Origin of the sequence: Dokdonia sp. 4H-3-7-5 (assembly GCF_000212355.1) — a bacterium.
Lineage (GTDB): Bacteria > Bacteroidota > Bacteroidia > Flavobacteriales > Flavobacteriaceae > Dokdonia.
Window position 1 is genome coordinate 1,498,017 of record NC_015496.1, and the last position, 14,935, is coordinate 1,512,951.

At 38.1% G+C, this 14,935-nt stretch carries 16 protein-coding genes; 8 read left to right on the top strand and 8 right to left on the bottom strand.

Going from position 1 to position 14,935, the window contains the following annotated elements; all coding sequences use genetic code 11:
* Positions 1-16: 16 nt before the first annotated feature.
* The 4 genes from KRODI_RS06645 to KRODI_RS06660 form a co-directional block, all read right to left on the bottom strand.
* Positions 17-1,021 carry a vWA domain-containing protein gene (locus tag KRODI_RS06645; RefSeq protein ID WP_013750823.1) on the bottom strand — a complete coding sequence of 335 codons (1,005 nt, stop codon included), beginning with the start codon at positions 1,019-1,021 and terminating at the stop codon, positions 17-19.
* Complete coding sequence (locus tag KRODI_RS06650) at positions 1,021-2,685, bottom strand: hypothetical protein (protein ID WP_013750824.1); 1,665 nt, start codon at positions 2,683-2,685, stop codon at positions 1,021-1,023. Before KRODI_RS06650 ends, KRODI_RS06645 begins: the two co-directional genes overlap by 1 nt.
* Positions 2,686-2,718: 33 nt before the next feature.
* Positions 2,719-3,585 (bottom strand): DUF58 domain-containing protein, encoded by an 867-nt coding sequence (locus tag KRODI_RS06655; protein WP_013750825.1) that lies wholly within the window; start codon positions 3,583-3,585, stop codon positions 2,719-2,721.
* A 61-nt stretch (positions 3,586-3,646) separates the two neighbouring features.
* The gene (locus KRODI_RS06660) at positions 3,647-4,651 is read right to left on the bottom strand and encodes an AAA family ATPase (protein WP_013750826.1); all 1,005 of its coding nucleotides are present in this window, start codon (positions 4,649-4,651) and stop codon (positions 3,647-3,649) included.
* A 168-nt stretch (positions 4,652-4,819) separates the two neighbouring features.
* Here KRODI_RS06660 and KRODI_RS06665 point away from each other — a divergent pair, with 168 nt between their 5' ends.
* From KRODI_RS06665 to KRODI_RS06695, 7 genes are all read left to right on the top strand, one after another.
* Positions 4,820-5,686: an aldo/keto reductase family oxidoreductase gene (locus tag KRODI_RS06665; RefSeq protein WP_013750827.1), complete on the top strand. Its 867-nt coding sequence runs from the start codon at positions 4,820-4,822 to the stop codon at positions 5,684-5,686.
* Between the two features lie 29 nt (positions 5,687-5,715).
* Positions 5,716-6,465, top strand: a complete 750-nt coding sequence (locus KRODI_RS06670; RefSeq protein WP_013750828.1) for an SDR family NAD(P)-dependent oxidoreductase — start codon at positions 5,716-5,718, stop codon at positions 6,463-6,465.
* Between the two features lie 27 nt (positions 6,466-6,492).
* Positions 6,493-7,629 carry an ATP-binding protein gene (locus tag KRODI_RS06675; RefSeq protein WP_013750829.1) on the top strand — a complete coding sequence of 379 codons (1,137 nt, stop codon included), beginning with the start codon at positions 6,493-6,495 and terminating at the stop codon, positions 7,627-7,629.
* A 26-nt stretch (positions 7,630-7,655) separates the two neighbouring features.
* Positions 7,656-8,384 (top strand): metallophosphoesterase family protein, encoded by a 729-nt coding sequence (locus KRODI_RS06680; RefSeq protein WP_013750830.1) that lies wholly within the window; start codon positions 7,656-7,658, stop codon positions 8,382-8,384.
* A gap of 81 nt (positions 8,385-8,465) precedes the next feature.
* The gene (locus tag KRODI_RS06685) at positions 8,466-9,659 is read left to right on the top strand and encodes a sensor histidine kinase (RefSeq protein ID WP_013750831.1); all 1,194 of its coding nucleotides are present in this window, start codon (positions 8,466-8,468) and stop codon (positions 9,657-9,659) included.
* The gene (locus KRODI_RS06690; protein ID WP_013750832.1) at positions 9,656-10,243 is read left to right on the top strand and encodes an NUDIX domain-containing protein; all 588 of its coding nucleotides are present in this window, start codon (positions 9,656-9,658) and stop codon (positions 10,241-10,243) included. The genes KRODI_RS06685 and KRODI_RS06690 overlap by 4 nt, the downstream gene beginning before the upstream one ends.
* Positions 10,244-10,265: 22 nt before the next feature.
* Positions 10,266-10,610 carry a hypothetical protein gene (locus KRODI_RS06695; RefSeq protein WP_013750833.1) on the top strand — a complete coding sequence of 115 codons (345 nt, stop codon included), beginning with the start codon at positions 10,266-10,268 and terminating at the stop codon, positions 10,608-10,610.
* Positions 10,611-10,616: 6 nt separating this feature from the next.
* Here the strand turns inward: KRODI_RS06695 and KRODI_RS06700 are convergent, their stop codons facing one another.
* The 3 genes from KRODI_RS06700 to greA all read right to left on the bottom strand — a co-directional run bounded on the left by KRODI_RS06700 (position 10,617) and on the right by greA (position 11,973).
* Positions 10,617-11,006 (bottom strand): HIT family protein, encoded by a 390-nt coding sequence (locus tag KRODI_RS06700; protein WP_013750834.1) that lies wholly within the window; start codon positions 11,004-11,006, stop codon positions 10,617-10,619.
* A gap of 52 nt (positions 11,007-11,058) precedes the next feature.
* Entirely contained in the window at positions 11,059-11,409 is a 351-nt protein-coding gene (locus KRODI_RS06705; RefSeq protein WP_013750835.1) for a four helix bundle protein, read from the bottom strand.
* A gap of 87 nt (positions 11,410-11,496) precedes the next feature.
* Positions 11,497-11,973, bottom strand: a complete 477-nt coding sequence (gene greA / locus KRODI_RS06710) for a transcription elongation factor GreA (RefSeq protein WP_013750836.1) — start codon at positions 11,971-11,973, stop codon at positions 11,497-11,499.
* Between the two features lie 189 nt (positions 11,974-12,162).
* On the opposite strand from greA, the gene KRODI_RS06715 reads away from it, so the two are divergent.
* Positions 12,163-12,585: a hypothetical protein gene (locus KRODI_RS06715; RefSeq protein WP_013750837.1), complete on the top strand. Its 423-nt coding sequence runs from the start codon at positions 12,163-12,165 to the stop codon at positions 12,583-12,585.
* A gap of 136 nt (positions 12,586-12,721) precedes the next feature.
* Here the strand turns inward: KRODI_RS06715 and KRODI_RS06720 are convergent, their stop codons facing one another.
* Positions 12,722-14,899: a TonB-dependent receptor gene (locus KRODI_RS06720; protein WP_041295649.1), complete on the bottom strand. Its 2,178-nt coding sequence runs from the start codon at positions 14,897-14,899 to the stop codon at positions 12,722-12,724.
* Positions 14,900-14,935: the final 36 nt, after the last annotated feature.

Sequence of the window (14,935 nt, forward strand, 5' to 3'; positions counted from 1 at the left end):
GAAGCGCTATTTATTTTTAAACAAAACTCTTGAATACTGTATATTTCAACAGTAATTCTATGAGTAGTAATAACCCAGCGAGTAATATAAGCGGGCGATATTTTTCTTCATAGTTGGTGTATTTAAACTCCTCTACATCCGTACGTTCAAGCTTATCTATCTCATCATAGATTTCTTGTAGCTTCTCATTATTAGTAGCTCTAAAATATTGTCCGCCGGTGGTGGCTGCAATTTCTTCTAGTAGCTCCTCATCAATGGTTACTTGGATATTCTCGTACACAAAAGTTCCATTTGCATTACGAGCGTACGGTGATAACGCCATCCCGTTTGTTCCCATCCCAATAGTATATACTTTAATGCCAAATTCTTGAGCAAGCTCTGCAGCGATACGAGGATCTATCTGCCCTGCGTTATTCTCACCGTCTGTCATTAAAATAATCACCTTGCTTAGTGCCTTACTGTCTTTAAGACGGTTTACACCAGTGGCGAGTCCCATACCTATAGCAGTTCCTCCTTCTATAATGTTATTGTATTGAATACTTTTAAGTGCACTTAGTACAATACTCTTATCACTGGTAATCGGTGTTTTTGTAAAACTCTCACCTGCATATTCTATAAGACCTATACGATCATTAGGACGTCCATTTATAAAGCTGGCAGCTACCTTTTTAAGAGCTTCTAGTCTATTAGGGCGTAAATCTTTTGCCAGCATACTGGCAGATACGTCTATTGCGATTACAATATCGATTCCCTTTGTAGTCTTTGTCTTAGTAGATACTTCCACATTTCGAGGTCTCGCTAGTGCAACGATTATTAAGCTTAATGCAGCAAGACGTAGTATAAATAATAATGGTCTAAGTTTAGGTAGTAAGCTGCTTCCAGTTTTAAAACCTTTGATGCTTGAAAGCTTTACCGCTGGGGTTTGCTTCTTGCGTTTCCATATATACCAAGCAATGGCAACTGGCAGTGCTAGAAACAGCCAGAAAAACTCAGGATTAGTAAATTCAAAATTGCTTAGCATTAGTTCTCTTCTTTTTCTTTTGCCTGGAGTTCGATACTTTGCATCACGCGCTCTGCGATTTCTTTTCCGTAGGGATCTTCATCGTGCCAACTAATGAATAGTTGCTGAATCACATTTTCTGCTTGGAATGTTATGAATGCATACTCTCCAGCATCTACAGTTCCTTTTTCCTGATCAATAACCTGCGAGCCACTACCAAAAGTTTTTATTCCTTCTGCACCATTTGGTGTAGCAAACTTCTCACTCTTAAGAATATCTGCCGAGAATCCGTTTGCTTCAAACATAGCAAGTTGGCTAGATATCAATTGTTCTACTTTTACATCGGCGCCTTTTGGGAACTTAAATTGGTACACACCAATAGTCACGTTTGCAGGAAAGGTTTGCCATCCAAATGCTGTTGCTTCAATCTTTCCTTGAGCCTCTGGTGGTAATGGTACTTCTTGACGTGTAAGAACCTTTGGAGTACTTATTACCATAGAAGGGATACCATATTCACTCGTGATCCAGTTACCTTCAGCAAGCTCTCTTGTCATGTTTCCAAAGACAAAATCCTTCACTTCACTATATCCTTTGACAGCGATTCCTATTCCTGTAGCTAGTAGTAAAATTGCGAGGATACCGCCTATTCCAGAAAGCCAAAGTTTCCTTTTACGCTTTCGCGAAAGCTCCTCTCTGTAATCTTCCTGCATCATTAATTCCTCAACAGTAGGAGGTGGTAATGCTTCTCTAGTTTGTTTTACAATATCTTCTACAGCAATTCTATCTGCTTGTGCCTTTCCTTCTGGCGGATTCACACGCGCAAATTTTACAAGGTCTGCACGTTTAAAAATATCTTTAATACTAGCAATAGTATGCTTGCTAAAATCGATATGACCACTATCGCGTTCCATCTCAAGACGGGCAATAAGCTCGTCTGTGGTGCTTTCCATAGAACGATCGTACACCTTTTCCTCATAATAGCGACGTATGGCGTCTGTGAGTACAGAGTAGTATTCTTTGTACTTAGCTTCGGCAATGAGGTTTTTACTATCTAGCTCTGTAAGAGTAGCCATTGCTTGCTCAAAAGGAGGGATGTATTGCTCTGCTTCTTTTTGTTTCTTGTTGCGACGTAATAACCACCATAAGAATAATGAAATCGCTACCACTACTGGTATAATCCATAACAGATATTTCCACCAGTTGCTATAGTCTCTTGGTAGGTCTATAATAGGTTTAATGTCATATAATCCCTGATTTACGGTGTCAAGAATCACATTATTTACCTCAACAAGAAAGGTGTCTGTTTCAACCGTTCTTGTGCCTATAATTACTTTTTGTTTTGGGATTACATAACGACCACTGTCAAACTGTGTCAAGCCATATTTTTTAATAAGCTTCATTCTAGCAGAGGTAGAACTTGCTGTATCAATCGCATAACTCTCAATAACCTCCAGCGGACTAAAAGTCTGTCCTTCTGGAAAAATAACAGCTTCACCATCATTTGCTAGCGCCTCAATGATGTAATTGATTTGCTGGCCTATGAGAATACTTGTAGAATCTATGGTGGCACGTACATCATCTTGCGAATGAACGTGAAGTGAGGGAATAAATAGCAATAAGAATAACGATAACGCACGAAGAATCGCATTCTTAGGAGTTGTTATGTATGTTACGTTGTTATTCATTAATTGTTGTAATCTAAACTTTTTATTTTAACCTTATCCTCTTCTCTTGAAATAGCCTAGTAGCTTCTTTACATAGCTCTCATCTGTCCTTACATCTATCACTCCTGCACCGCTACGTTTAAAGGTTTCTTTAAAATAATCTACACGCTCTCGGTAATAATTACTGTAATCGCTACGCACTTTTTTTGAACTTGTATTTACAAGCATGAGTTCGCCAGTTTCTTCATCTTCCATCTGTACAATACCTAGACTTGGGATGCTTTCCTCGCGCTCATCATAAATGCGTATGCCTGTAATATCATGTTTATTTGCAGCGATTTTCATCGTTTGCTCATAACCATCTGTAATAAAGTCTGAAAGCACAAAAACAATTGCTTTCTTCTTCATTACATTACTCAAGTATTTAATAGCTTGAGAAAGGTCTGTTTTCTTGGATTTTGGCTTAAATTCTAGTAGTTCGCGTATGATGCGGAGTACGTGGGACTTTCCTTTTTTAGGAGGTATAAATAATTCTATCTCATCTGTAAAAAGGATGAGACCTATTTTATCGTTATTCTGCATGGCGCTAAAGGCTAGCGTCGCAGCAACTTCTGTCACAATCTCGCTTTTAAATTGCTTATCTGTACCAAAAAATTCTGACCCAGACACATCTGCTACGAGCATCATGGTGAGCTCGCGCTCCTCTTCAAAGACTTTAATGTAAGGTTCGCTATAGCGAGCGGTTACATTCCAATCGATGTTACGTACATCATCACCAAATTGATACTGGCGCACCTCAGAAAAAGTCATACCACGTCCTTTAAAAGTAGAGTGGTACTCACCACCAAAGATATGATCAGACAGTCTACGTGTCTTTATCTCAATCTTGCGTACTTTCTTTAAGAGTTCCTTAGTATCCAATGGTTCTTCTTGCCTTTTATGTAATAGTATGAGGGTTACAAATGGTCTTTTTATCTAAAGACTATGGTACTTCAATCTGATTTACAATCTTGTTGATGATATCTACAGAGGTGATGTTTTCTGCTTCTGCCTCATAGGTGATTCCTATACGGTGGCGTAAGATATCGTGTACGACGGCTCTTACATCTTCTGGAATTACATACCCTCTACGCTTTATAAAAGCATAACACTTTGCAGCAGTTGCAAGGTTAATACTACCACGAGGAGATGCTCCAAAATTAATAAGAGGCTTAAGATCTGCTAGTCCATAATTTTCTGGGTAGCGAGTTGCAAAGATGATATCGAGAATGTACTTCTCAATTTTTTCATCCATGTATACTTCTTTTACAGCTTCTTGTGCACGTAAAATTTGCGCCACTGTAACTACAGGATTTACTTTTTCATAAGAACCCTTTAAGTTTTGGCGTATAATGAGTTGTTCGTCTGCTATTGTTGGGTAATCAATTACCGTTTTAAGCATAAAACGGTCTATTTGTGCTTCTGGAAGTGGGTAAGTACCTTCTTGCTCTACAGGGTTTTGAGTTGCCATTACTAAGAATGGTTTATCAAGAACAAAGGTTTCATCACCTATGGTTACTTGCTTTTCTTGCATCGCCTCTAGCAGTGCAGATTGCACTTTGGCAGGAGCACGGTTAATCTCATCTGCAAGCACAAAGTTTGCAAAAATAGGACCCTTCTTGATGCTAAAGTCTGCAAGCTTCATGTTATAGATAAGTGTTCCCACTACATCTGCTGGAAGTAAATCTGGAGTAAACTGTATACGAGAGAAAGATCCGTCTACGGCTTGTGCAAGCGTATTAATCGCTAGTGTTTTTGCAAGACCTGGAACTCCTTCTAAGAGAATATGACCACGACCTAAAAGACCTATAAGTAAACGCTCAATCATGTGTTTTTGACCTACGATTACCTTGTTCATTTCCATTGCGAGAATGTCTACAAAGGCACTCTCTCTTTCTATCTTCTCATTGATAGCCTGTATATCAATAGCAGTAGTATTTTCTTCCATAATTTCAAATTCTATTAAGCAGATACTTCTAACGTCGCAAAATCACATTTTATTCCAATAAAGCTTGTTAACATTTGGTTAAAAATAAAGGAAAATAAAGGGCTTCGCACACATTTGGCTAGTTTTAAAAGCGGTAATTTTATTCTGAACGCAAATTAAAAAACGATAATGAAATTTTCAAGAATTATTCAAGGTTGCATGACGTGGGGTGTGTGGGGTAAGCAATTCAATCAGCAGCAAATGATTGAGACTATGAACCATTGTTTAGAGAAAGGCATTACCACTTTTGATCATGCAGATATTTATGGTGATTACACGACAGAGGGTGAATGGGGTAACGCTTTCGCGAAAGCGAATATCTCCAGAGACCATATACAAATCATAAGCAAATGCGGTATCCAAATGAAAGGCGATGCACGAGCAGAAAATACCATCAAACATTATCAATATGATAAAGAGTACATCATCTCAAGTGCCGAAAGGTCACTGAAAGAGCTGCGTACTGAATACCTAGATTTATTTTTATTACACAGACCTAGTCCGCTACTTGAGCCAGATGAAGTTCATGAGGCAGTGAGCCAATTACAACACCAAGGCAAGATTAAGGATTTTGGAGTATCTAATTTTACACCGCGAGGCGTAGACTTAGTGGCAACAAAAAGTAAGGTAAGCGCAAATCAAATTGAGATTTCTATCACTGAGCGTTCTTCACTTACAGACGGAACGCTAGATTATATGATGGCTCATCAAATCACGCCAATGAGTTGGAGTCCGCTGGGTTCTGTTTTTAGAGAAGACACTCCACAGAATATGCGCATTAAGAAAAAATTGAAGGAACTAGGCGATAAGTATAACGCAACTGAAGACCAACTACTGTTAGCATGGTTGCTCAAACACCCAGCAAATATTCATCCAGTTATAGGGACTACAAGTAAAGACCGCATCACAAATGCTGTAGCAGCAGTAGCGATTAATCTTGAAAGAAAAGATTGGTTTGAACTGCTGGAAGCTAGTACAGGAGAAGAAGTAGCGTAGATTATAAAATAAAAAAAACCTCAAAAGAAATGAAAACAGCACTTATAACAGGCGCAACCAGCGGGATAGGTAGAGCCACAGCAATACGCTTTGCAAATGAATCTATAAATCTTATTCTCTGCGGGCGACGTCAAGAAGAACTTGATACTCTCAAAAATGAATTAAGTAAGCTCGTGCAAGTACAGATACTCAATTTTGATGTGAGAAATAATGAGGATGTACAAAAAGCTATTTTAGACCTACCAGAAGATTTCAAACAAATAGATATCCTAATTAATAACGCAGGTAATGCTCACGGACTCGACCCTATACAAAGCGGATCTATAGAGGATTGGGACGCTATGCTTGACATTAACGTAAAAGGATTGCTTTATGTGAGTAAGGCGATTATTCCACAAATGACCGCACGTAAAAGCGGACATATAATCAACATAGGGTCTACCGCTGCCAAAGAAGTGTACCCTAATGGTAATGTGTATTGCGCAAGTAAGCATGCCGTAGATGCTATTAATCAAGGGATGCGCATTGATCTAAATAAATTCAACATCAGAGTAGGAGCCATACATCCTGGAATGGTAGAAACAGACTTTAGTAAAGTTCGCTTTAAAAATGATGACAAGCGAGCAGATAAGGTGTATCAAGGTTTTGATTGCCTACAACCAGAAGATATTGCAGATATTATTCATTTTGTAGTATCAAGACCTTATCATGTAAATATTGCTGATCTCGTGGTGCTTAGTACGGCACAAGCATCTTCTACTATTGTAAATAAAAGTTGATTGCAAGCTGACTAATGAAATAATGCGATGATCAATAAACGCCTTCTTGTCAAGAACTTACTCGCTCATAATGACGAGAACAGTTTCTACGACAAAAAACGTAAGATTGACATCAGTAACAAAGAAGGGAAAGCAAAGTTTTTAAAGCATATTTGTGCGCTTTCTAACAGTAACCCAAAGAACAATTCTTTTATAGTAATAGGCGTAGATGATGGCGAAAATGCTATTATAGGTGTGCCATTTTTTGATGACAGCAAACTGCAGAATCTCATAAATGCATACTTAGATAATCCTCCTATTATATCTTATGAGAATATTCCTTTTCCTAATTTGCCGCAAGACAAAGTAGTGGGACTTGTTACCATACGAGCACAAGATAAGCTTACAGCGTTACTGCGTAATATCTGGAAATATTGGGGTGGTACGGTGTTTTTTAGAGATGGGAGTATGTCTATGCCTAAGACGTTCAAGTCAGATATTGTAGATGTAAATAGTGAGATTGTTGCGGCAATAGAAAATCACGCAAAAAACAGCATAGGTCTCACGCTTGATGGTGTAATGGACTTTGTAAATCATCGTCATAAGGACATGGAGAGCACTTATAAGGTGTTTAAAGAGCAGTTTGTGTTGTGCTGGGCTGGAAATAAAAAAGTGGTTAAAGGTCAGACGTACTACTCTCGGGTAGATATAGAGCTCATTAATGAACAAGTAAAACTATTTTACTCAACACTAGATGAGGTAACTATTACTTATGATGAGGATTGCTTCAAAATTCAAGAATTTGTACACTTGGGAGTACAAGAGCACTTTAAATATTATCCACTAGAAGAGGTAGTAATACGCTTTCGCGAAAGCGGTACTTATACCATTGATACAACGCTTATTTTTGAACCACCAGTGATAGATAAGAAGACCTTGTATCATATTTTTAATAATAACAATGTTATTTTTTATAAACTGAAACGAGGTATAAAGCTTAATCAAGGGGAGTGGAATGATTTATATAATCTAGCTAATACCTACTTGATTTGTTATCTCAATGGTTTTGAAACAGCCATACAGAAGCTGGTAGAATTGAAACCTTATTTGAAAGTTTTAGATGGTGCTGTCTACGGAAGATATAAGGAAGCCATGCGTATTCTGAGAAAAGTGCGTTATGAATGAAAAATTAAAAAAGAAAGAATAAGAGTATGAGAACATTAGTTTTCGGAGATATACATGGAGGTTATAGAGCCTTAGTGCAGGTAATGAAGAGAGCAAATGTCACACGAGATGATCATCTCATTTTTTTAGGAGATTATGTAGACGGCTGGAGTGAGAGTGATGCAGTTATAGATGAGTTAATGCGCATCAAGAAAGAATATAAAAAAGTCACTTTAATACGTGGTAATCATGACGACCTTGTGCAGCAATGGCTAGAAGGAAAAACAATGTCTCCTAAGTGGTTACAGCATGGCGGGCAAAGTACAATAGATTGCTATGAAAAGAGATCTGCTCAAGAAATTCAATGGCATATTGAATTTTATAAGACTTTTGAGGATTACTATCTAGATGATGAAAATCGCTTTTTCTGTCATGCGGGTTTTCAAAATTTAAACGGTCCAGAATACGAGTGGCATAGTACCGCATTTTATTGGGATCGTACACTCTGGGAGATGGCTTGCGCTATGAGAGAGGATCTCAAAAAGGAAGACCCGTTATATCCTAAACGGTTACAATTATTTGAAGAGATTTATATAGGTCACACACCCACTACGCGTATTAATTCCTTGGTTCCTGTTAATAAAGCAAACATCTGGAATCTTGACACTGGAGCAGCTTTTAAGGGTTCACTTACGGTCATGGATGTGGATACAAAGGAGTTTTGGCAAAGTGATGCGCTTCCATCACTATACCCAGATGAAATAGGTAGAAATTAATAGTTGGCATTGCAACAAGCAATTAATAAGGAGGTCCGGCGTTTTTAATTTCTCCCGTATCTTTAACACAAAGAATCTTTTATGAACTTTAGCGCCCAGCCGCACATTGCGAGATGGTTTATCATCATCGCTTCGCTTATCATTACCACACTCATCTTGTGGAATGTGTCGCTGTTTTTTGATCAGCTCAAGGATGCAGAGCGTTCTAAAGTGGAAATATATGCAGCTGCTTACAGAGCCTTTGCAAATACGAGCGATGTTAATCTAGAAACTAGAAACAGGGATACACGCATTGTTTCTGATGAGCTTATATCCCTACAGCAATTTATAATAGGTGATAATAGAACCATCCCTATACTTTTATACAGCATAGAAGAAAACCATTACACACCTAGGAACATCAATAAAGAAGATAAACTCTCGCAAGAAGATTTTAAACGTCTCGCAGCGGAGTATGCACTCATTAATGAGCCTATTGTAATAGGGTATGACGGAGTTGATAGTCAGATTTTATACTACGGAAACTCATCTGTTATTAATCAGCTTAAGTATTTTCCTATTGCGCTTATTGTGATTGTTATTCTCTTTGTGGCATTGATTTACTTCTATTATTTAACCTCAAAAGCAGGAGCTCAAAATCTACTTTGGGCGGGTATGGCAAAAGAAACCGCTCACCAGATAGGTACACCACTTTCATCCCTTGTAGGTTGGACAGAAATTCTCAAAACGGAAAATGTAAATCCAGATTACATTGCAGAGATGACTAAGGATATCAATAGGCTAGAGACGATTACAAATCGTTTTAGTAAGATAGGCTCTGTTCCAGATCTAGAAGAAGTAGATATCATAGCAGAGACACAGGAAGCCTATGATTATCTGAGTAAGAGAAGCTCTAAGCTCATTAATTTCACCTTAGATGTTCCTCAAGGAGAGCTGCCTGTGATGCTTAATAAAGAACTCTATGGGTGGACTTTTGAGAACCTCATTAAAAATGCAATTGATGCTATGAAGGGTAAAGGAGCATTAACTATCGCAATTTCGCGTGACACTAGATTTGCCAAAATTCTAATTACAGACACAGGTAAAGGAATCCCAAAATCTAAGTTTAATAATATTTTTGAACCAGGTTTTACTACAAAAAGACGTGGCTGGGGTCTTGGACTTTCCCTCGCAAGACGTATTGTTGAGGAGTATCATGACGGACGCATAAGAGTACTAGAATCAGAATTGAATAAAGGAACCACTATGCAAATCTCCCTACGACTAGCCGAATGAATACACGTGTAAAAAATATAAAAGAAGAAATTATAAGTGATCAGTGGGCAACGCTTAAAAAAGTCCATTTTGACTATCAGAATGAAGATGGCTCTTGGGATCAGGTGCGCCGCGAGGTGTATGATCGTGGTGATGGAGCTTGTGCGCTGCTATATAATGTAAAAAGGCAAACGGTATTGCTCATCAAACAATTTAGACTGCCAGCATATCTTAATGAGAATGATGGTTTTCTCGTTGAGGCATGTGCAGGGATGATAGAAGATGAGACTCCAGAACAAACGATTATTAGGGAGATAGAGGAGGAGATGGGGTATCGCATTGATAACATTACAAAAGCGGGTGACTTTTTTATGACTCCTGGTGCAAGCACAGAGCGCATTCATATGTTTCTTGCGTCATATGAGGAAGAGCAAAAAGTTAGTAATGGCGGTGGTTTGGCAACAGAACATGAAGATATCACTGTGATTGAGTACGCTTTCGCGAAAGCGTTAAAAGCATTAAAAAATGGAGAGATTAGAGATGCAAAAACCGTAATCTTGCTGCAAAATTTGGCGCTTTCTGGAATCATGGAAAGATCTAACTAGCCAAATACATCGTACTTCTTTTATGACAACCGAATTAAAGACCATACAAACGACTATTTTACAGTGCAACTGCCCAGAATGCTACAGTAATAGTGGGCTAGAGTTGAGCTTCAAGCAAGAGTGGAAAGATACTTTCTGGGTCAAAAAAGCGACCGATGTAGTACGTGAAGAGATATACTGCAAGCACTGTGAATTTCCTATTTATCCCGTAAAATGGACCGAAGATATTGAGCGTCTTTATGAGTACAATCTAAAACGCGCCGAAAAAGAAACCTTCTTTAAAGTAAAGTCACAAACTTATGTAATAGGGGCTATTACTCTAGCAGTCATTGCTATTGTAGTTTTTGCGTTGGTTAGTAGTTTGTAAATCGTCTTAAAACTCACTTTTTATAACCTCTACAAGCTCTTTAAATTCTCCATCGGTAAGTGTCACTTTTTTCTTAAACTGGATATCTTCCATAGTTTGTAGCGGTACAAGATGTACATGTACGTGAGGAACTTCAAGACCTATTACAGAGACGCCTACGCGTTTACAAGGCACTGCTTTTTCTAGTGCGATAGCAACCTTGCGAGAGAATAGCATGAGGTCGAGATATTCTTGTTCCTCAAGATCAAATATTTTATTTACCTCTTTTTTAGGAATACAAAGTGTATGTCCTTTTGCATTAGGATTTACATCCAGAATAGCGATGTGTTTATCATCTTCGGCAACGATGTGTCCCGGAATTTCTCTATTTATAATCTTTGTAAAAATGCTTGGCATAATTTGAAATTGAAATTGAAATTGAAATTGAAACTGAACTCGAACAAGCTCTTTATTTACTATTTTTAATTCTGGTGACGATTATTCTTATGAGTTGATCGTTTTCATTTCTGAGCGATGCGAGATTGTTTTCTGATAATATATTTGCTTTAACTTGAATGTTGAGATTGCGCATGCTTTCTCTTAGTTCTTTTAAATAAATTCTGAGTTTATGAACTTTGTCGTTAGTGGTTCCCGCCCCTAAGGCTTCTCCATAGTTTAAAGCAGATGAGCAAGATGATCTTATCAATTGTTTTGCGAGGTATTCTGCAGCAAATGAAGATGGTTTTTTACTGTAAAGTATAATAACCGCAGCAGCAAAATCTTCCAGAAGTTCACTCAAATCGAAAGGTTTATCGCTCATGTTATAATTATTTAGCCAACTTCATTTTTCAACTTCTCGTTCAATTTCAATTTTAATTTCGAGTTCAACTTCAACTTCGAGTTCAACTTAGTCCCTTGAGATAGAAACAACGTCAAATTTCATCACGCCACTTGGCACTTGAATTTCGGCTACTTCGCCTACTTCCTTGCCTAGTAGTCCTTTACCTATAGGTGAGTCTACAGAGATGAGTCCCTTTTTAATGTCGGCTTCATTTTGAGCTACAAGTTTGTAGGTCATGGTTGCGCCATTAATTTGATTTTTAATTTTTACCGTAGAGTGCACAAGTACTTTAGATGTATCTAGTTGTGACTCGTCAATGATACGTGCATTTGAGGCTAGGTTTTCTAGTTTTGCAATACGCATTTCAAGCATACCTTGTGCTTCCTTTGCAGCATCATATTCGGCGTTCTCACTTAAATCTCCTTTGTCACGAGCATCTGCAATATCTTGTGATGCCTTAGGGCGCTCTACATCGCGTAGGTGATTGAGTTCATCCTTGAGTTTCTTTAAGCCCTCTGGTGTATAATAATTTACCTTACTCATAATAGATCCGGTTTAAGTATAATTAGTTTAAAAATGTTGTCATTTTATGCATACACATAAAAAAAGTCCCTCTTCGGGACGTGTCTCACGAATATACAAAATATTTTAAATCCTTTACCGTTTTATGGTACCTTGCGAGCCTAAATTATTGAAATCACGCTTTCGCGAAAGCGTAAAAAAAATATTTCTATGCGTCAGATATTGACCTTTGTCCTTCTTACTACTCTTTGCTTTTCATGCACAAATAGTGATGATGGAAACCAGCGTAATCCTTTCTTACTAGATGTTAACTTTTCTACACAGTTGAGTGCTATCCAGGTATTAGATTTAGAAATTCCAAGTAACCCTATCTACGTTCAAAACGGAGGTATACGTGGTCTTTTTGTTATTAATACAGGGAGTAGCATTGTTGCGTGGGAAGCATCAGATCCTAACCATGCACCGAATGATTGCTCGCTTATGGTAATAGACGGTATTAATGTAAAATGCCAGTGTGATGATGATAATAGTTACAATCTCTTTACTGGGCAATCTAATAATGAAGTGCTAGAATACACAATGCTTAATTACCGAGTAAATGCTTCTGGTAATAGCATCACAGTATTTAACTAAAAGTAAAAAAAGAAGCCGACTCAAAAGAGACGGCTTCTCACTTACAATTTGTAGTTCAGTCCCCCAACTGATTACACATTGTTTAATTTTAGTGTCTTAAATATAGCGAAAATTAAATAATAAGGTCGTTTATCCCTTAAAATTTAAGTGTAGCTCCTACTAAGAAGTTAATTCCCGCCTGCGGATAATAGCCCGCTCCTTCAATTGTTGTAATCTCATTAGGTACTGAGAAATCATCATCATACGTAAAGAAATACCCGTTAGACACATAGTCTATATTAAAGATGTTGTTTACTAATCCGTTAAGGATAATTGATTTAAAAACAGACACATCCTCTATCTCATAACTTATATTTAAATCATTTGTAAAGTAACTGTCTAGCTTTGAAAAGTCGCTATCGATGTTTCCTAGATATTGTTCTCCTACATATTTTGATAAGAAGCTCAATCTTAAATTTTCAGCAGGTTTATAGCTTATGGTGTTACCCACTACCACATCTGGAGAATAAGAGATATTTGTATGTTCTAGGTTTGTTAATACACCATCTCTTTCAAAAACGAAGTCTCTATTCTTATTTGTGCTTAAAGCTAGATTAGGTTGTATCATCACCTTGTCAGTAATAGCAACTGCGGCATCTATTTCGATACCTGCTCTATAACTCTCGCCACTATTTGCACGTATAGGTGCTCCTACGTCATCTAGTGCTCCAGTTAGAACTAGCTGGTCACGATATCCCATATAATATCCATTTACATTAAGCGACACGCGGCTCGTGTTGTATCTCCATCCTAATTCCCAGTCGTTAAGACGCTCTGGACGCGGTGCTCCGTTTTCAAAATCTGTACGGTTAGGTTCGCGATTTGCTCTTGCAAAAGATGCATATAATTGATTTTCGCTGTCTATTTTATAAGAAAGACCTGCTTTTGGGTTAAAGAAACTATAGTCTTCGTCTACAATAAATTCGGCAACGTCAGAGTTGATTCCGTCTGTAGTGTATGAGATAAAGCGCTGCTGTAAGTCTAAATATCCACTCCATTTTGAATTGAAGCGATAGTTCGCTTTCGCGAAAGCAGAAAATTCTTTTTTCTTCCCAGTCCCGAAGTAATAGTTATCACCAGTCTCACTATCACTAGCAAAACGCGCCCAAATCACTTCGCCAAAATGGTCTCCATCATATATACTACCATAAGCACCACCTACAAAGTCAATCTTATTGTCCTTGTAATTTGCCGTCGCACTTGCCACATAGAAGTCATTGTCTAGCCAGCGACGTCTTATAATATCTGATGTTTCTATGGTTTCACTCCCTATAACTACAGGGGAAATACTGTAAAAAGCAAGATCTTCATCCTCTTTATATTCTTCAAAAAAGCCTCTACCATAGGTGTAGTTTAAACTGAGCTGTGTGCTCCAGTTATTGTCATAACGCTGGTTCCAGTGTAGTTGGTAATGATCCTGCTTGTAATCATCTACTTGATTCTCGTGAAAGCGTGTTTCACCATTCTCATCTGTAAACTGTCCCGCAGGGTTAAAGGTTCTATCTTCGGCTAGTGTCTCTGCATCTATCCCAAACCAAGATTGGTATGTAACCTCTGATCCTGCAAAGTTGATAAGCTTGATAAGCGTATTATCATCCTTGTATGCTGCTTGCAAAAAGTAAGATTTAAGATCAGATGACGCACGGTCGATGTAACCGTCAGATTTGATCTGTGATAAACGACCAGATATCTCTATGTGATCGTTAAGCAAGCCTGTGCTAAATTTCACATTGTGACGTCGCGTCCCAAAAGACCCAAAAGAGTTAGAAATCTCGCCATATGCCTCATTAGAAATTGCATCTGTAAGAATATTAAGACTTGCTCCAAAAGCTCCAGGTCCATTAGTAGAAGATCCTACACCACGTTGCAATTGTAAACTCTCGACAGAAGAGCTGAAGTCTTGAAGATTTACAAAGAACGTAGTTGCACTCTCTGCATCATTATATGGGATTCCATTTATAGTAACATTGATACCTTGATTACCCGTACCGCGCACTCTAAAACCTGTGTAACCTATTCCCGCACCTGCATCTGAGGTTGTTACTACACTTGGTAAAAAGTTAAGCTGCGTGGCAATGTCTTGACCTAAGTTGCGCTCTGCAATTTGTTTTTTTGTAAGGTTGGAATGCGTAATAGGTGAGTCGGCTTTTACTCGTACAGAACGAACTAAAACTTCATCAAGTGACTCTACTTTTGTAGTGTCTACCACTGTTTTCTCTTGTGCGCTAGCTGTAATTCCTGCAAGCGCAATCATACTCAATAGGATCTTTTTCATCCGTATATGGTTTAGTTACGAATACAAAGGGCAAAT